The organism is Gammaproteobacteria bacterium, from assembly GCA_029882975.1.
GTDB lineage: Bacteria > Pseudomonadota > Gammaproteobacteria > SZUA-152 > SZUA-152 > JAJDNG01.
Map to the genome: position 1 here is coordinate 90,623 of JAOUJW010000006.1, position 17,479 is coordinate 108,101.

Here is a 17,479-nt window from a genome sequence, read left to right on the forward strand (position 1 = left end):
CTTGTTTTTACCCCAATCGCAACAAAAATCAGTGCCTCCCATTTGTGTCTCTTTATTCTACAAATTGGGTAATGGTGTTTCTTAAAAACGACTCAAAAACTCTGCGCTGAATCCGTTATTAATATCGGTTAACCTGATGGAATCTTGATTAAGGAACAACATTATGAATCCCGGTACGTATATCCTTGGAGTTGACGATGAACCTACAAATAGGATGATACTGGAAGAAATCTTCGAGGAAGATGACGTGGAATTCAAATGTGTAACCAACGGGTCAGAATGTCTCGAGTTGGTTAAAAATCGGGAACCCAATCTGATTTTACTTGATGTCAACATGCCGGAACTCAACGGTCTTGAAACCTGTAAGATATTGCGGGAGACGCATCGGGATATACCTATTCTGTTTGTATCTGCTCTGGCGACTCCTGAGGAACGACTAGCCGGGTATGAGGCCGGCGGAGATGATTACATTACTAAACCCTTTAATGAAGAAGAACTAAAAGCCAAGGTTAATCTGGCGCTGGCGCAATACTCGGATAAGTCTCGCCTGCGAGACGAAAAGAGCGTTGCAATGCAAACCACAATGATTGCCATCAGTAGCGCGTCGGAATTGGGATTGATTGTGCATTTTCTGCAGGAAAGTTTTTCCTGTCCGGATGCCAAGTCGCTTGCGTTAAAGGCGCTGGAACACATTGATCAGTATGGTGTGTCTGTCAGTCTTATTATCAAAGATGGAAATGAAAAAATAGTGGTGTTCAATGACGGGATAGAACGCCCTCTGGAACTTGAAGTGTTGGAACAATTGGAGTCCAAAGGTAGGATATATCATGCGGGAAAGGTGACCGTGTTTAACGGTAAGGTGGCAACCATGCTGCTGAGAAATGTCCCGGATGATGAGGAGAAAGCAGGTAGGCTGCGTGATCATCTTATAGTGTTGCTGGACGGGATAGATGCCCGATTGTCAGCTATTAGCACCGAACAGGAATTGGACCGAAAGCAATTGGCGTTAGCCAATGCGTTGAAAGTTGCTCAAAACGAAATTCAGAAAATAGAAAGTATACACAGGAGCCAACAAAATGGTGTAGTTAATGGCTTCTCTACAATTGGTCAGCACATTGAGAAGGCGTTGTTGACGCTGGAATTGACAGAAGAGCAGGAACATTCTCTCAAGAGCATTGTTGATGTGACTGAAACAAATACTCGGAAAATGTATCAGCAAGGAAACGAACTGGAATTGCGGTATAGAAACTTGGTTTCGCAGTTGTCTTCAGTGTTATAAGATGAGCCGGTAGGGATTGAAAGGGTATGCGTGAACAAATAAGAAATTCCAATATTCTCGTCATTGATGACGAACCTGTAAATGTCGCAATCCTGGAAGAAGTTTTCAGTATGAGTGATATGAACAATGTAACCGGTACAATAAACTCGGTCGAAGGAGTGGAGTTGTACAGAAGCAATAACTACGACATTGTGCTGTTGGACATAAATATGCCCAACTACGACGGTTTTGACGTAATGGAAAAGTTTCGGGAGATTGGTAAAGACCAAACACCACCGGTGTTGATTTTAACAGCGGCAAATGATGAGCAAATTAAGATTCGAGCTTTGCAGGGTGGTGCCGCGGATTTTTTGCTTAAGCCGTTTAATAACGAAGAAATACTCTGCCGGGTAAATAATTTGCTGGAATTGTACCTGTCCAAAAAAGAATTGGCATGGATGAACCGAAGTTTGGAAGACAAGATTATCGCGAGAACACAGGAGTTGGCGCAAAGCCAACAAGAGGCACTGCTAAGTCTGGGGTTTGCGGCGGAGTATCGGGATATGGACACGGCCTCACACACTGTGAGAGTTGGCTGGTATTCCAAACTGTTAGGTAGAGGGATTGGGTTTGGTGAAAGAGAGCAAGATATACTACAGCAAGCAGCGCCTATGCATGATGTCGGAAAGTTGGGTATCCCGGACAATATACTATTGAAACCGGGTAAACTGACAGCAGAAGAATGGGAAATCATGAAAACGCATTGTGAAATCGGCGCAAAAATACTTGGGGTTCATAGCAGTCCCTTGATGTGTACTGCAAAAGAAATAGCTTTGGGCCATCACGAAAAGTACGACGGTAGCGGCTACCCCAGTGGATTAGTGGGTGAAAATATTCCGATAAACGCCAGAATAGTAATACTTGCAGATGTATTTGATGCGCTGACAATAGAACGACCGTATAAAAATGCCTGGCCGCTGCAAAAGGCTATAGATTATATCAACAGTGAGTCGGGTTCGTTTTTTGATCCGGAGTTGGTTAAAGTGTTTAATGATAGTTTGGATGACGTTCTGAAAGTAATGAATCAATTCAAGGATTGATTGGGAGAGTGAATCTCCGAAATGGAAAGTGGTGAAGTATCAAGGAGAAAAAGTTTGAGCGTGCAGTACGATGGGATAAGGTGCCTGCATGCCGGAATGTTTGATCGGGAGCGCGGTAACCTTTCCCTGCTTGCCAAGGTAGAGTTGGCGTTTGATCAAAGTACAACCCGCGCTGCGGAAACAGGTGCCGGCCTGGGGTTACCCATATCCAGGGAGATCATGGCTGCACACCAGGGAAAAATCCAGCCGGAAAATCAACGTGAGGGCTACGGTCGATTGCGTTTCAAAGTTTTGTTGAAACATCCAACCGTGGGAAAGACATGAGTTCCGGTCCGGATTCACTGTTGCGTGATCCAGATGTTCTTCAAAGAAATATTCTATTTTCTATTTTGAGTGAGTCTCCCAGGGACAGGCTTTTGGGTTGGCTGGCCGGTTTGCTGCTGTGTGTGTTTTTGAACTATTTTTATGGTCTACCGTTTCCGTTTCTGTGGTTGTATGGCTTCACTGCTATTTATGGTTTTGTTTATCTTTTAGAAACTAATGCCAGGAATATCCTCCCTGTTCGACTGAAGCATTCCGAGGCACTTTACTTGGTTTCACAAATGATGTTGGGGTTTGTCTGGGGTAGCAGCCTGTTTATTAGTGAAACCGATTCGATTGTTTCTGAGCTATTTTTAGTGTGTCTTGTGCAAATTGGCATTAGCATGCTCGTAGTAATGTCCAATATGGCGTATTGGCGTGGGTTTGTGGCATATATAGGCCCGGTGTTCGTTGTATGGTTAGTTTGGGTCGGCAAAACGGAAAATGTGCATTTGTTTACCATCGCCGCCGTGGTAATCATGTATGGCCTGGTATTGGTCAGTTTTTCCCGTAAGACCGCTAAGCGGATAGTCGAAATTAATCGTTTGGGTATAGAGAACGATTATATACAGGCGACACTGGACGAAGCCATTGGTTCTTTAAAAGAAGCAGTATCGACTAAGGAGAAAATACTCGAGGCTGTGCCCGATTCTATATTTATAGTCGATAATTATGGTTTTATTATTCAAAACAACCTCACCGCAGAAAATACTTTTACCTTTTCGACAGGGGAGCTTCTTGGGAAACCGCTGCAAGTGCTATTTCCGGGCGAGGCTGCATATCCAGCAGACCTTATGGGTTTTCTATTGAATAGTCAGGAAAATCACACTTATATTACCTCCGATATGATTTTTGCTGTCAAAGCAAATGGTGATCGTATTCCGGTTGAAATCAGCCTGTGTCGCATTGAAGTAGACGGAGAGAAGTGTGGTGTAGTGTTAATGCGTGACTTGAGTGAAAGGGAATATTTGAAACAATTACAGCTTGAGTCTGCGGAACGAGCTCGAGCGGAACAACAACGACAAGCGACGCAGAAGAATTACGAAAACTTGATTTATGCATTGGGTGAACTGACTTACGAACACGATGTACCGGCACAAAAAATCCGTTGGTCGGGTGCATATACGCAGATATTGGGTTATACCTCGGAGGAAATGGGAGATGATGACCCCAGTTGGCTAAATCGGGTCCATCCTGACGATCTTACCGCAGTGAAGAGGGAGTTCGAAAGGGCTCAAAAAGGCGATTTGTTGTTTGACATTGAGTATCGCTTTCGGGCCAGGAGTGGAGAATATTTGTGGTTTCACGACCGGGGGATTATGAGCTTGTCGGACAGTGGGGTTTTGCTGACGAATGTTGGGGTGATGAAAAATATAACCCGGAACAAGGATTCCATGCGAGAGTTGGCTGAGTCGAGGCGATTCTTGGAGCTGGTGTTAAACACTATCCCTGACAGAATATACTGGAAAGATTTGCAGGGGACCTATTTAGGCTGTAATGAAGTGTTTGCACGTGATATGGGGTTGCAGTCCTCTAATGAACTTGCCGGTTTAAACGAAGCTGATGTGAATTGGCCTAGTTTAGACGAACAACTGGTTTTGCAGTGCAGAGAACCCAGATTGCATCTGGAACAGTTATTTCCGGCAGCGGATGGTGGTTCAAGATGGCTTGATATGAGCCAAATTCCGTTGACCGACAATGCAGGAGAATTGGTCGGAATTATTGGTATTTATAGTGATATCACCACACGTAAAACAGCAGAGATTGAGTTACGAAAGGAAATGCGCTATCGCAATGGTTTGACTGATGTATTGAAAGTTTCCCAGGAAAGAAATACGCAAGAGGATTTGGCCCAAAATATAGCTGCATTGCTGGTATCACAAACATTTTTAACAATAATGGCCAGGTGTTGCATTTTTTTGTTTGATGAACATCGTAAGGAGATCAAGATCGCTGCGGTGGAGGGTATGAGTTCGAAGGAAACCAGGTACTTGAGCGACCTGTTGGAGCAGAATCTGGATTTGTTGGAGGAATCTTTTGATGATGTTTGTTTGCTCCACGCCGATGCGGGGGTGAGATTTTTGCGCATAGCCTACGGCCAAGAGTCCCTGGGATACATTGCAGTTTATCGTCGTTCCTATTCTGAATTGGCTCCCGAAGAGACAGAGTATTTGTACTCTGTGTGTAGCGTGTTCGCCAATTCGTTACAACGGATACATTCGGAATTGAAATTATTACGTCATAACGATCTGCTGGAACAACAAGTGGGAGAGCGTACCTCCCAGCTATTAGCCGCAAAGGAAGAGGCAGAACGGGCGAATAAGGCCAAATCCGCTTTTCTTGCCAGTATGTCCCATGAGTTACGCACTCCTATGCATGGCATACTGAGTTTTGCTAATTTTGGCCTGGCCAAGGCGGGTAAAGCCCCTGCTGAAAAAATTCACCAATATTTCTCCCAAATTAAAAACAGTGGGGAACGTTTGTTGTCCTTGTTGAACAATTTACTGGATCTGGCAAAGCTGGAATCCGGTAAAATGCAAATGGAGTTCAATATGGTTGATATCAAGTCGGTGTTGGATTCCTGCGTCAAGGAACAGTGGGTGCGACTGGAGGAGTGGGGCTTAAAAATAGATATTGATTGTACTCCCATGAGTGATACTGTGGTACTGTGTGATGCGTCCCATATTGCTCAAGTGGTAACAAATTTGTTATCCAATGCAATCAAATTCAGCCCTCGTGGTGGAACCATAGAAATCGGTTGTGATGATAAGTTGTCTACTGCGGCCATGCTGATGGTCTATGTTAAAGACCAGGGACAGGGTATACCTCCGGAGGCACTTCGATCCATATTTGATGAATTTTCCCAGAGTAATAATGAAAGTGATAAACAAAAAGGCACTGGATTGGGATTGAGTATCAGCAAACGCATCATTGAAGCCCATCAAGGTAGAATTTGGGCGGTGAACAATGCTGATGGCGGTGCCACTGTCAGCTTTGTCATACCCCGCCAGAGCAAAACGGCCTTAGTGATGGGGGTATGAGGTACTGATCACGGAATCAGTCCTCTTTTGGCGGTTTGTAGTTGGGGTCATTTGGGTTTTGAAAAATAAAATTTTGCGTGCCATCTTCCAGATCCACAAAATGCAGATGGGCACCGTGAAGCAGCTCAGCACTGGATTTGGCAATGATGATATTAATACCTTCCACAGTGAAACTCAGGTCATCGTCGTTTTTTTCGTCAAAACCCAAACCGTATTCAATACTTTCATCTACCGCCACTTTGGCAGCGATGCGCATGGGTAAGGACTCGCTGGCGGTGCGTTCTGCGGATAGACGAATTTGTGCGGCGGCTTCTGGGCTGATTGTGATCATGATTTATTTCCTGGATTGTGGTGCTGTTTGTGCGGTTACAAATTGTAAAAAACGTTCCACCCACGGGTGTTTATTGCTATTGCGTTGATGGGTGTAACATGCCAGTACATTTTTATAAATAATACCATCATTGCTGCCGTTGATGCCCGTACCTCGTTGCATTTCATAAGCGAATTCCAGATTGGGGTCCAGATTGATCAGTTTGGAATAGTGAAATTCGTGTGCAGCAATCTCATTTTCGGCCCGCGGTAGTTTTGGCCAGGGGTGTTTGTGGGTCTCCTTGAGGCGCACATAGCCGCGGCCTTGCGGTTTTTGTTCCAGCACCGTGTCAGCGCAGAGGGCTCCCACCATGGAGCAGGTTTTATTTTCCCAATGAAGTTGACGGCATAAATACATCAGACCACCACATTCGGCATAGACCGGTAGTCCTGCCTCAATGGCTTCTTTGATGCTTGTTCGCATGGCATCATTGTGTTGGAGCATATCCATATGCGTCTCTGGGAACCCCCCTCCCAGAAATAACCCGTCCACCGGAGGTAGTTTTGAGTCTTTTAATGGGCTGAAGGGCAGTAATCGGGCGCCCAAGGCTTCGAACGCCCGCAGGTCATCCGGATAGTAAAACCCGAAGGCCGCATCCTTGGCGATACCGATTCGAACAGGGTATGTTTTTTGGGGTGAACTCTGTTGAGTTTCGTTGGTATTGACTGTTATAGACGGGGCTGTTTGAGCCAGTTCCAAAACTGTGTCCAAGTTCACCTGTTCGGCGATAATACGCCCTGTGGTGTCAATGTGTTGTTCAGCTGCAGCCAACTCGTTGCTGGGTATCAGGCCTAAATGACGCTCCAATAGGGTTAGTTCGGTGTTTCTATGGACCGCACCAAGGACCGGTACCGAAGTGTAGTGTTCCAAGACATTTCGCAACTTGGATTCGTGGCGGCTGCCGCCGACTTTGTTGAGAATGACTCCGGCAATGTTCACCAGAGGGTCAAAATTCTGGTATCCCAGCACCAGGGGCGCGACTCCCCGGGTCATGCCCTGAGTGTCAATTACAATGATGACGGGCGAGCGGAGTAATTTAGCCAATGCGGCATTGCTGTTGCTGCCATAAAGATCTACACCGTCATACAAGCCTTTGTTCCCTTCGATAAGGCATATATCCGCATCCCGACCGCTTTGGGCGAACAAGGTCCTTTGTTCGGCGCTGCTCATGGTGTTGAAATCCAGGTTATAGCAAGGGCGTCCGGTTGCCATGCCCAGCCACATGGGATCGATGTAATCCGGGCCTTTTTTAAATGCTTGAACTTTTAGCTTGCGATTGCTTAAGGCGCGACACAAACCGATACTAAGAGTGGTTTTGCCGGAAGATTTATGTGCTGCAGAGATGAGCAGATGATTCATGCGGCCAGGGTCTTCATGTGCTGAGGGCTTTTTACTCGCTAAAGACTCTAGAAATTGCGGCCGCCAAGCGACCGCAAACCGGCTTTAGGCTGCCGCTTCGGATTCAGGAGCGGGCTTATGGTGAGTGTCCACATCGGCGTCGGCCAGGCTCTGTGGTAAAAAGCCTAACGCCTTTACGGCAAATCCTACCATGGCCAGCGCCAGGGCCGCGCCTCCCACTCCCAGAGCAATTTCCGGCAGGCTGGGGCTGTATTGATTAACAACACCGTCATAAAAACTACTGGAAACGTCTTTGCCGGGAAATAATTGTAAGGGAAATGCCTGGCCACCAATGATGATTACATACATTTGGCTTAAGCCACCGGCAATCACCAGCACGGAGGCTGAGACCAAAGCGGTGAGGGAGCGGGCAAAACCCCTGGCATAACACAGGGCCAGTGGCAGCACAGTGCCCACCAGACCGTAACCCAGCCAGAACAGAGCCGTGTAAACATTGTCACCGTTCAATATGAATTTTTCAACGCTGTGGTGTTCGGTGGCGTATAAATTGGTTAAATGAAAAATGGCCACAAAAAACAGTACCGACAGCACGAATAATCCCAGTAGTTTACGCAGGCGCTCTATCAAGGTACCGCCTAAGGGACGTTGAGTGCCCGTATAGGCTGTGGCCAACACGATATTAAATATCGCCAGGCCGAAAGCGAAAGACATAAGAATAAACAGGGGGGCCATGATGGCAGCATCGTAAAACTGTCGAGATACCAGAAATCCAAAAATGGAGCCGGTACCGGTGGTGAGAATGAGACGCCAGACAAAGGCTACCACACCCACGGAGGAGCTGTATTTGTTGAAGCGTTTTTCCAACATCATCCACAAATACACGCCTACAATCAACAGAAAGCCGTTGTAGAGGAAAATGTTCCAGGCGAAGATGGACTTAAAGTTGTAGTAGGTCATGGCCACGATCAAGCGATCAGGGCGCCCTAAGTCCAGTACCAGAACAATCAATCCGCCAATGAGCAAGCTCATGGCTAACAGGCCGGACAAGGGCGCCAGCGGTTTGTAAAGGCTTTTGCCGAATACTGAAGCGATGGAGGCAACGTTCAAAGCACCGGATGCCGCTACGATCAGGAATACGGCAAACACATGAGGCATACCCCAGACAATTTGGTTAGTCATACCGGTGACATGATGACCTTGGTGTTCCATGTAATAGGCGGATCCCAGTCCCAGGGCGATGAGTGCGCCGAGCACGCCCATGAGTAAATAATAACCCGCACTGTTTCCGTCAATGGCCCGTAATGTTATTTTCTTCCCCATATTTGGTCTCGCTGTATCTTTGAGCTGTGCTCGCTGCTGAACGGTTTCTGAGTATCTGTTTATCCCCGGCAACAGCCGGGGTTCGTTCTATAAGCCCTGGTAACGCACACCCGGGTCCAAACCCAGATCGCCGCGTACTTGGGTGCTGGCTTCTTTGGCAACCCGCTGGGCGATTTCACTGTTCGGGTCATTGAGATTGCCGAACAAAATAGCGCCTTTTTCCTCACCGGTGCAGGCTTCGGCGCAGGCAGGTATATCTCCACGATCGACACGATGGACGCACAGGGTGCAACTTTCTACCGTGCCTTTGCCTCGCGGAACGCCCGGTACCTGATCGGTCAGGGTCTCGTGAACAAAAGACCGAGCCTTGTAGGGACAGGCCATCATACAATAACGGCAGCCGATGCATATGTGTTTGTCTACCAGACAAATTCCGTCTGCGCGCTGGAATGACGCACCCGTAGGACATACATCCACGCAGGGTGGATTGGCGCAGTGTTGGCACATCATGGGTAAATGGGTGGTGTGACCGGTGCTGCGGTCTTTAACGGTGACTTTACGAATCCACTGGGCATCGGTCTCCGGTCGGTTAAAACCGGTCAAGCCGTTTTCCTCACTGCAGGCCGTGACACAGGCGTTGCAATTGGCGGCGCATTTATTGGCGTCGATTAAAAAGCCCCAACGGACTTTGTTGTCTACAGCTTGGTCTTTGGGTTTGGCGTTGGCAATGTTGTGCAACAGCACGCCGGGTGCCAGGGTTATCGTACCCGCCAGGGCGGCGCCCTGACCCAGAAATTTTCGTCGATAGGTGTCTATTTTGTTGCGATCATCGTTCATAGACTGCCACCTGTTGCGCTGGTGTTATTGGATGTTTCATCAGATCTCGTCGGAGCTGCCGGCATGGCCGGTACGGACAAAGCGGCGGCTTGCGGTCGCGGCTTGGACGCATGGCATTCGAAACAATCAATTTTTACGGAGGCGTAATCATGGCACACCCGGCAAAAGTGTTTTGGGCTGGCGGCACTGACCGGTTTTTGGTCTTGTCCTACAACCACATGGCAGGAAATACACTGTTTCAAACTGAATTGTTCAGTGCGAATGCCCTGGTACATGGTACGGTCGCGTTTGTGCAACAACTTGTCCATATGGCTTTTGCGCATGACATCGGTGTCATCCATACATTTATCACCCTTGCCTTTGGGTATCTCAGGCATGGGGGTATCCGCCACGGCAGCGAGTGAAAACAGGGTAGCCAAAAACAAACAAACCACGGCCATGCGTTTGCCTGACCGTACCGTATTTGCTTGGTTGTCGTTTTCTTTTTTGTTGTGTCTTTTCATACTCACCACATGTGTTCCTGTAATGGTTTGTAACTTACTCACCCAGTCCCATTTTGATATAACCGGTAGGACATACATCAGCACAAATGTGGCAACCGATGCAACGGTCGTAATAGGTGTCTACATAGCGACCGGTGGTGGATTTGTCTTTCTTAACGCGGTATACCGCATCCTGCGGACAGAAAATGACACAGTTGTCACACTCGAAACACATGCCACAGCTCATGCAGCGTTTGGCTTCGGCTACCGTTTGTTCTTCAGAAAGACCGGCCACACGCTCTTCGAAATGGCCAAGAACTTCTTTAGCGTCGGGAACGGTTTCCACACGTCGGTTGCGCAGTTCTTTGTCGAAGTGTCCCAGGAACAGTTCCGTGGAAGGAATGATCTGGTGTTTGGAACGGTCTTCGAAGTTGTGAATCGCGTAGTCGTCGTCGCTGGTGCCGCGCAGGCCTCGGTCGATACCACGGATTTTGGCGTCGCCGGCCGCTTTATAGTCTACAGGTTGCAGGCCGGTTTCGCGCAGCTTGTCCAGTAGATTGAAATGGTGTACGTCAACCTTAGGACGGTTACCCAGTTCCTGGTTTTTGAAGTAATGATCAATAGTATCCGCCACAATGGCGCCTTGACCGATAACAGTGGTCAGCAAGTGGGGACGAATAATGTCACCGGCAGCAAAAAAACCGGGTTTGCTGGGGATTTGATAGTGTTTGTCCGCGTCAATAAGACCTCGGTCGTTGCCAAAGCCGTCCAGGCCGGTAAAGTCACCGGTTTGGCCGATGGCGGATACAACCAGGTTCGCTTCAATATCGTATTCGGAGCCGGGAACCACTTCCGCTTTACCATTTTCGTAAGTCAGTTTGGCAACGCGCAGGGCTTTGGCTCGGCCGTTTTCATCCAGAATAACTTCCACCGGGTTCAATGCACCGAAAATCTTCACCCCTTCGCGGGTGGCGTCGTCGATCTCATGCTGTGCCGCTGTCATATTGTCTATGGGTTGACGTGAGATCAAAGTAACGTCAGCGCCTTCTTTTGAGGCGATGTCCACAACGTCATGTGCCGTGTGGCCCAGGACGATGTTTTCCGGACGGTCTTTTTCGGCGATGTTGCTGATGTTGCCCAGACGGCGAGCGACGGAGACCACGTCGATGGAGGTATCACCACCCCCGATAACCACTACGTTGCCGCTCACAGCTTGCAGGCGACCTTGGTTGAACGCGGACAGGAACGCCACACCGGTAACGCAGTTGGGAGCATCGCCGCCGGGTACGGGCAGAGCACGGCCGGATTGTGCGCCAATGGCAAACAGTACGGCGTCATGTTTTTTCTCCAGTTCTTCCAGGCTGATATCGGTGCCTACACGGGTCTTCAATACCACTTCCACGCCCATGTCGGTAATGCGCTTGATTTCGCCACCCAACACATTTCGGGGAGTACGATAACCGGGAATGCCGTACATCATCATGCCGCCCAGTTCTTCGTGGTCGTCATAAACAGTACAGGCATGACCCATGCGGCGTAATTGGTACGCCGCCGCTAAACCGCAAGGACCGCCACCGATGATGCCTACGCTTTTTCCGGTTTCGGCACCGGCCTTAAATTCGAAGCCCTGTTCCAGAGCATGGTCACCAATGAACTGTTCTACGGCGTTGATACCCACATGGTCTTCCACTTCATTGCGGTTACAGCCGTCTTCACACGGAGCGGGGCACACTCGGCCCATGATGGCGGGAAACGGGTTGGCATGGGTGGAACGGCGAAATGCATATTCCTGCCAGCTCATATCACCGGAAGGTTTTTCCATGCCGCGAACCACGTTCAACCAGCCGCGAATGTCCTCACCGGCTGGACAGCTACCCTGACAGGGAGGTGTCTGGTGTACATACGTGGGGCATTTATAGCTGTGGTCGGCTTCAAAGATTTGCTCTTTAAAAGCTGCGGGTGACTCGTCGTGATCTTTAAAACGACGAAAGGTATGACCTTTTCTATCTACTTTATCTGCCGGGGTTGCCATGATTCACTCTCCTAAAATTCGCTACGCATCCCAAAATGTTTTAAAAAACCCAATTCTTGTTACCGGTCCACTCTTGTGAACTAAAACTGTATTACCTAGTTTGTATTTCGCTCAGTCGTTGCCACCCAAAACTCAATCGTTGCCACCCAAAACAATGGCATCACCCACCACATGGTGCAGGCTGGTGATCATATCCATTGGATGTTTGTAATAGGGCAGAACTTTGGCGAACTGCGTCTTACAAATAGCGCAGATGGCCACCAGCGTATTTACATCATGGTCTTGAACCACTTGGCTCAGAGCCTCCATACGGGGTAGGGCACCTTTAACTCGCAATTCCATTAAATCGTCAGTCAATAAACCACCACCGCCACCGCAACAGAAGGTGTTTTCGTGTATGGTTTCCGGTGCCATATCGAAAAAGTGATTGGCACTGGCTTTGAGCAGGGCGCGGGGAATAATAAACTGTCCGCCGGGCATATTGCCCATGCGGGAAGCTCGAGCGACGTTACAGGAATCATGAAAAGTGATTCTGCGATGGTCGTTAGCTTCCTTATCCAGTTTGAAAGCGCCTTTTTGCAGTAAATCGTAGGTAAACTCGCAGATGTGCTGCGGTACCGGGTAGCTACGGTCCAGAAAATCAAACGGACCGATCAGGGTATTCCAGAAACTGTAGGCAACACGCCAGGCATGGCCACATTCACCCACCACAATACGCTTGACGCCTAAATCCAGTGCGGCTTCACGTATACGCATGGCGACTTTTTTCAAATTGTCGCCGCTGCCGATAAACATGGAGAAGTTGGCAGCTTCCGAGGCATAGGAGCTTAAGGTCCAACTGATACCGGCCTGGTGAAAGACCTTGGCGTAGCCCATGAGTCCGTCAATATGCGGTTCGGCAAAGAAATCGGCTGAAGGAGTAATCAACAGTACATCGGCACCTTTTTGATCCACAGGCACGCGAATTTTATGTCCGGTATCGTCTTCCAGGTCTTCTTCCAAACCTTCCAGTGTATCCACCAGTGCGGGTTCGGGCAGTCCCAGGTTGTTCCCAATTTTGTGCAGTTTACCGATAATTTCGTTGCTGTATTTCTGGCCGACTCCAATGGCATCGAGGATTTCGCGGCCGGCCATGGAGATTTCCGCCGTGTCAATGCCGTAGGGGCAGAATACGGAGCAGCGACGGCATTGGGAACATTGATGGAAATAGCTGTACCAGAGGTCGCGGACTTCTTCGGTAAAATCCAGGGCACCCACTAGTTTGGGGAAATATTTGCCGGCAAAGGTGAAGTAACGTCGGTACACTTTGCGTAACAGATCCTGCCGTGCCACCGGCATATTGTTTGGATCCTGGCTGCCCAGGAAATAATGACATTTATCCGTACAGGCACCGCATTTCACGCAGGTGTCCAGAAAAACTTGCAGGGCACGGGAGTTTTGTACCAACTCACCCAGTTTATTGACGGCCACTTCCTGCCAGTTGTCTACCAGCTCACCGGGAAAGCCTACACTTGCCTGATGGTCGGGTTTGGCCACAAAAGGTTTGCTGTGCGCCATCGCGCCTTCAACGATGACCGGTATTACCGGGAATTCTCTCAGTTTTGGAACTTCGATGTCCGCCATAGCCTATGCCTTGATTCCTGTAAATGTTGTTTCTATTGTTCTGGTTTTACTAAGTGTTCTGAGCATTTTGTCTCTATTTACCCGCATCTACGTACCCTGAAATACCGGCCTTATTTGGCCGTCCAGCCCTGGGTATGTCTGTGTTCGCGTGGGTTATCCACCTGATTACGAGTGGGGGAGAAAAACAAGCCGGGCGCGTGCAACAATTTGCTGATTGGAAAAATCATCATTAATACGGCAACCAGCGCTAGATGCAGTAATAGTACACCGCTGTCCGGGATAGGTTGTAAATCAAAGTACATCAAGCCCAGCGCAAACGCTTTCAGGCTGACCACGTCCACACTGGACAAGAAGGTCATGAAGGCACCGCTGATACCAATGCACAACAACAGTAGCAGCATTAGATGATCTGACGGAGCTGAAATATATCGAATTCGGTCCACCAGGAAACGTCGCGCCCATAACCCGGCTAAACCGGCGATCATGGCGAATGCTGCGTATTTCCCAAAGGGTTGCAGCCAGTCCACCCAAAACCAGACGGGCTCAGTAAAGTAACGCAAGTGGCGCAGCAGGACCAGGAACAGGCCCATATGAAACATCCAGCCGAAAATCCAGATCCATTTATTGGCTTTGAACAGGCTTTGAAATACCGTGACTTCTTTGAATAAACGCCAAGCCACACCGCCTTTGGTCAACGGTGCCGGAGTCGTTGGGATTTTCAGCGGTGCCGGTGTTTTTGCATAAATAAAAATCTTGCGAATAACACCCGCTACCAGCAATGCTGTTGCTATATAAAAAAGTACAGCAAAAACCACGGTTAGAGTCATAGTTGCAGCCTTATATTTATTGTGCCGGGCAGGCCAGTGACCTGCCCGGTGATGTTGCTATGTTGTCACACGTAACGTGCTGTTACATTTAGTGCTATACAAAATGTTACATGCAACCGGTGTGGTTATACACAACCGGTTGGTTTGGGCAGGCCGGCAATTTTACAGGCTTGCTTGGCCGGACCGTAAGGGAACAATTCGTATAAATATTTGCTGTTACCTTTGTCTTTACCCAGCTTTTTACCGATCGCTTTGGTTAATACGCGAACAGCCGGTGCAATTTGGTACTCTTCGTAATACTCACGCAGGAAGTTTACCACTTCCCAGTGGTTTTCCGTCATGTCCAGACCTTCGCCCACGGCCAGAGCCTTGGCGACGTCATCTGTCCATTCGTCACGGTTAAGCAAGTAACCTTCTTCATCAGTTTCGATTGATTTACCACCAACATCTAGAGCCATGTCGTTTCTCCTGTATCTTAAGTATAAAGCTTATGTTTACAATCCGTGGACCGGCTCCATAGAGAAAGCGTTCTTGTTGCGCCAATATCTTATAGAAGCTCAGTTGTCCGGGTTCCGTTCTTGGATTACAGCCAGGACTGGGTGGTATCGTGTTCGGTAACCAAATCCACGAAACCAGCATAATCCACGACTTTTATGCCATCCAGCAGTTTGTCTTCTGCAACACCCCGGGCCCTGATATCCGGTCCCAGAACATAAAAAGACAAATTCTGCATGGCGTTGCTGACCATGTCAGCTTTAGAGCCTCCCTTAATAGCACCATACACGCCGTCTTCGATCAGCAATACACTGCTGCCGGCCTTAGCTAGACGGATGCACGATTCCAGGGAGTTTTTATCAGTGGGTGATTTATTCACCGTGTGTAACATTGCCATTGTGTCAGTTCCTCGTTTAGAAGCTTAAGACTACGTCTTGCTGGTCCATAATATCCACCAGTTCCTGTGCTGTTACGACTCGGATAGAGTCTTTTTCAGCCCAGTCGTCGTCTTCGTCTTCGTACTTCAGGGGCATTAAATCATCAATGGTTAAACCACGTGCTTCCAGGGATTCTTTTTCGACGTAAATTTTGTTGACGTCATAGTCACCCAGCGCTTTGTATGTGGGTGAAAAATTTTTCACGCCAATACCTGCAGTGTCCTGTCCTTTCATGAGCTGAAATACGCCGTCATCTACGAAAGCCAGAGCCACGTCCTGTTCAAAAGCGGCACCAATCAGTACTACTTCCAGAGATTCCAGGGCATACACGGTTCCGTAGGGTGCTTTGCGGTTTACATACAGAAATTTCTTTATATCTGACATTGTCGGCCTCCTCAATCCCCAAACACAACCAGGCGGTCGCTCTGGATGCCGGCTTCAATCAGCTGACCCAAACCGGAGATTCGAAAACCTTCGGCAATGTTGTCAGCATCCTTACCATTACGTTTTGCCTCATCGGCATCGGCAATACCACGGCGTTGAGCCGCGGCAACACAAACCACCAGATCCAGTTCGTGCGCTGCAGCCAGCTCGCTCCACAGTTTGACGATATTGCGATCGTCTTGAGGTGGAGTGGTGAGCCGGGTGCCGTTGTTGACGCCGTCGTGGTAAAAGAACACGCGAAAAATCTCGTGCCCTTTTTCCAACGCGGTTTTGGTGAACTGGTAAGCGGTGTCAGAGGCCTCATGTGTATACGGCCCTTCATTTACCATTACGCTTAATTTCACGATACTCTCCTTAAACCTTAACCCTTAGAAACGAATGTGAGTAGACGCGTTCAGAGAGTTACGCGCACCGCGCCAGTTATCAACGTGGAACTTGGTGAACGGCAGTTCAGTCAGTTCGAAGAAACGCGGCCAACCGATACGTTCGACCCAGTCACCCACACGTTCCCAATCCTTGGCGTCTTCTTTGTAAACGCGCAGGATGGTTTTAACGATTTCAGCCGCTTCGGGCCAGCGCGGTGGATTGTTGGGGATGCCGGCGGCAACCAATTTGTGGAACATAGGTTTGGAACGGGCATTGGAGTGCTTGCCGCCAACCCAGATGGCCAATTTGGTGTGGTCCGGATCGTTGATCTGCATGGGTGGGCAGGGAGGAAAACAAGCGCCGCAACAGATACATTTTTTCTCATCCACTTCCAGGCTGGGTTTGCCGTTAACCATGGCGGGGCGAATAGCCGCGACCGGGCAACGGGCCACAACGGAGGGACGTTCACACACGTTAGCCACCAGGTCATGATTGATTTTCGGTGGTTTGGTGTGTTGTACATTGATGGCGATATCACCTTGACCACCGCAGTTGATTTGGCAGCAGGAAGTGGTGATGTGGACGCGATTGGGCATGCGCTCATTAACGAATTCGTCGTACAGTTCATCCATCAAAGATTTCACCACGCCGGAAGCATCGGTACCCGGAATATCGCAGTGTAACCAGCCTTGAGTGTGGGAGATCATAGTCACTGAGTTTCCGGTGCCCCCAATGGGATAGCCGGCATCGGTCAGGGCTTGGATCAAAGGCTCCACTTTGGCTTCTTCAGTAACCATGATTTCCATGTTACTGCGAATGGTGAAGCGAACATAACCATCGGCGTATTGATCAATAATGTCACACAGCAGATTGATTTCGTAGGGGCCTAATTGTCGTTGTGTACCCACACGAATGGACCATACTTGGTCGCCGCTTTTCGCCACGTGGCGCAGTACGCCGGGACGGGGGCGGTCATGGTAGGCCCAATTGCCGTAGTTCTTGATAAAAATGGGATGCATGTATTGGAACGCATCTGGAACCCCGCTTTCAATGGGGTGACGTGGTTGCGCCTTTTCGCTCATTGTATTTAAACCTCCAAGGTTAAATGTCTTATTTGTTTGTCCCCGC

At 48.7% G+C, this 17,479-nt stretch carries 17 protein-coding genes; 4 read left to right on the forward strand and 13 right to left on the reverse strand.

What is annotated here, in order from left to right; translation table 11 throughout:
* Positions 1 to 163: 163 nt before the first annotated feature.
* Genes OEY58_06380 through OEY58_06395 form a run of 4 tightly spaced genes read left to right on the forward strand, consistent with a single transcriptional unit; the run spans position 164 to position 5,759 of the window.
* Complete coding sequence (locus OEY58_06380; GenBank protein ID MDH5325070.1) at positions 164 to 1,279, forward strand: response regulator; 1,116 nt, start codon at positions 164 to 166, stop codon at positions 1,277 to 1,279.
* Positions 1,280 to 1,305: 26 nt separating this feature from the next.
* Entirely contained in the window at positions 1,306 to 2,358 is a 1,053-nt protein-coding gene (locus OEY58_06385) for a response regulator (protein MDH5325071.1), read from the forward strand.
* A gap of 54 nt (positions 2,359 to 2,412) precedes the next feature.
* Positions 2,413 to 2,682: a hypothetical protein gene (locus OEY58_06390; GenBank protein ID MDH5325072.1), complete on the forward strand. Its 270-nt coding sequence runs from the start codon at positions 2,413 to 2,415 to the stop codon at positions 2,680 to 2,682.
* Entirely contained in the window at positions 2,679 to 5,759 is a 3,081-nt protein-coding gene (locus OEY58_06395; protein ID MDH5325073.1) for a PAS domain S-box protein, read from the forward strand. The genes OEY58_06390 and OEY58_06395 overlap by 4 nt, the downstream gene beginning before the upstream one ends.
* A gap of 16 nt (positions 5,760 to 5,775) precedes the next feature.
* On the opposite strand, the gene OEY58_06400 is transcribed toward OEY58_06395, so the two are convergent.
* From OEY58_06400 to dsrB, 13 genes are all read right to left on the reverse strand, one after another.
* On the reverse strand, positions 5,776 to 6,090 hold the full coding sequence (locus OEY58_06400; GenBank protein ID MDH5325074.1) for an iron-sulfur cluster assembly accessory protein: 315 nt from the start codon (positions 6,088 to 6,090) through the stop codon (positions 5,776 to 5,778).
* Between the two features lie 3 nt (positions 6,091 to 6,093).
* The gene (gene cobB, locus OEY58_06405; GenBank protein ID MDH5325075.1) at positions 6,094 to 7,488 is read right to left on the reverse strand and encodes a hydrogenobyrinic acid a,c-diamide synthase (glutamine-hydrolyzing); all 1,395 of its coding nucleotides are present in this window, start codon (positions 7,486 to 7,488) and stop codon (positions 6,094 to 6,096) included.
* Positions 7,489 to 7,572: 84 nt separating this feature from the next.
* Positions 7,573 to 8,808 (reverse strand): polysulfide reductase NrfD, encoded by a 1,236-nt coding sequence (gene nrfD, locus OEY58_06410; protein MDH5325076.1) that lies wholly within the window; start codon positions 8,806 to 8,808, stop codon positions 7,573 to 7,575.
* A gap of 87 nt (positions 8,809 to 8,895) precedes the next feature.
* Complete coding sequence (locus tag OEY58_06415) at positions 8,896 to 9,645, reverse strand: 4Fe-4S dicluster domain-containing protein (protein MDH5325077.1); 750 nt, start codon at positions 9,643 to 9,645, stop codon at positions 8,896 to 8,898.
* Positions 9,642 to 10,190: a hypothetical protein gene (locus tag OEY58_06420; GenBank protein MDH5325078.1), complete on the reverse strand. Its 549-nt coding sequence runs from the start codon at positions 10,188 to 10,190 to the stop codon at positions 9,642 to 9,644. Before OEY58_06420 ends, OEY58_06415 begins: the two co-directional genes overlap by 4 nt.
* Entirely contained in the window at positions 10,183 to 12,159 is a 1,977-nt protein-coding gene (locus OEY58_06425) for an NAD(P)-binding protein (protein ID MDH5325079.1), read from the reverse strand. The genes OEY58_06420 and OEY58_06425 overlap by 8 nt, the downstream gene beginning before the upstream one ends.
* Positions 12,160 to 12,291: 132 nt before the next feature.
* A complete protein-coding gene (locus tag OEY58_06430) occupies positions 12,292 to 13,782 on the reverse strand; it encodes a (Fe-S)-binding protein (protein MDH5325080.1) in 1,491 nt (496 codons plus the stop codon).
* Between the two features lie 110 nt (positions 13,783 to 13,892).
* A complete protein-coding gene (locus OEY58_06435; protein ID MDH5325081.1) occupies positions 13,893 to 14,609 on the reverse strand; it encodes a respiratory nitrate reductase subunit gamma in 717 nt (238 codons plus the stop codon).
* Between the two features lie 125 nt (positions 14,610 to 14,734).
* Positions 14,735 to 15,067, reverse strand: coding sequence for a TusE/DsrC/DsvC family sulfur relay protein (locus tag OEY58_06440; protein ID MDH5325082.1), 333 nt, complete (start codon positions 15,065 to 15,067; stop codon positions 14,735 to 14,737).
* Between the two features lie 125 nt (positions 15,068 to 15,192).
* Complete coding sequence (gene tusB / locus OEY58_06445) at positions 15,193 to 15,501, reverse strand: sulfurtransferase complex subunit TusB (GenBank protein ID MDH5325083.1); 309 nt, start codon at positions 15,499 to 15,501, stop codon at positions 15,193 to 15,195.
* A gap of 16 nt (positions 15,502 to 15,517) precedes the next feature.
* The gene (gene tusC / locus OEY58_06450; protein ID MDH5325084.1) at positions 15,518 to 15,925 is read right to left on the reverse strand and encodes a sulfurtransferase complex subunit TusC; all 408 of its coding nucleotides are present in this window, start codon (positions 15,923 to 15,925) and stop codon (positions 15,518 to 15,520) included.
* Positions 15,926 to 15,936: 11 nt separating this feature from the next.
* A complete protein-coding gene (gene tusD, locus OEY58_06455; protein ID MDH5325085.1) occupies positions 15,937 to 16,329 on the reverse strand; it encodes a sulfurtransferase complex subunit TusD in 393 nt (130 codons plus the stop codon).
* Positions 16,330 to 16,353: 24 nt separating this feature from the next.
* Positions 16,354 to 17,433: a dissimilatory-type sulfite reductase subunit beta gene (dsrB, locus tag OEY58_06460; protein MDH5325086.1), complete on the reverse strand. Its 1,080-nt coding sequence runs from the start codon at positions 17,431 to 17,433 to the stop codon at positions 16,354 to 16,356.
* Positions 17,434 to 17,479: the final 46 nt, after the last annotated feature.

Excerpts from the sequence above, each read along its gene's own strand:
- OEY58_06440 (MDH5325082.1), bottom strand. The coding sequence starts at position 15,067 with ATGGCTCTAGATGTTGGTGGTAAATCAATCGAAACTGATGAAGAAGGT.
- OEY58_06435 (MDH5325081.1), bottom strand. The coding sequence starts at position 14,609 with ATGACTCTAACCGTGGTTTTTGCTGTACTTTTTTATATAGCAACAGCA.
- OEY58_06425 (MDH5325079.1), bottom strand. The coding sequence starts at position 12,159 with ATGGCAACCCCGGCAGATAAAGTAGATAGAAAAGGTCATACCTTTCGT.
- OEY58_06395 (MDH5325073.1), top strand. The coding sequence starts at position 2,679 with ATGAGTTCCGGTCCGGATTCACTGTTGCGTGATCCAGATGTTCTTCAA.
- tusB (MDH5325083.1), bottom strand. The coding sequence starts at position 15,501 with ATGGCAATGTTACACACGGTGAATAAATCACCCACTGATAAAAACTCC.
- OEY58_06380 (MDH5325070.1), top strand. The coding sequence starts at position 164 with ATGAATCCCGGTACGTATATCCTTGGAGTTGACGATGAACCTACAAAT.
- cobB (MDH5325075.1), bottom strand. The coding sequence starts at position 7,488 with ATGAATCATCTGCTCATCTCTGCAGCACATAAATCTTCCGGCAAAACC.
- nrfD (MDH5325076.1), bottom strand. The coding sequence starts at position 8,808 with ATGGGGAAGAAAATAACATTACGGGCCATTGACGGAAACAGTGCGGGT.
- dsrB (MDH5325086.1), bottom strand. The coding sequence starts at position 17,433 with ATGAGCGAAAAGGCGCAACCACGTCACCCCATTGAAAGCGGGGTTCCA.
- OEY58_06385 (MDH5325071.1), top strand. The coding sequence starts at position 1,306 with ATGCGTGAACAAATAAGAAATTCCAATATTCTCGTCATTGATGACGAA.
- OEY58_06415 (MDH5325077.1), bottom strand. The coding sequence starts at position 9,645 with ATGAACGATGATCGCAACAAAATAGACACCTATCGACGAAAATTTCTG.
- OEY58_06400 (MDH5325074.1), bottom strand. The coding sequence starts at position 6,090 with ATGATCACAATCAGCCCAGAAGCCGCCGCACAAATTCGTCTATCCGCA.
- OEY58_06430 (MDH5325080.1), bottom strand. The coding sequence starts at position 13,782 with ATGGCGGACATCGAAGTTCCAAAACTGAGAGAATTCCCGGTAATACCG.
- tusC (MDH5325084.1), bottom strand. The coding sequence starts at position 15,925 with ATGTCAGATATAAAGAAATTTCTGTATGTAAACCGCAAAGCACCCTAC.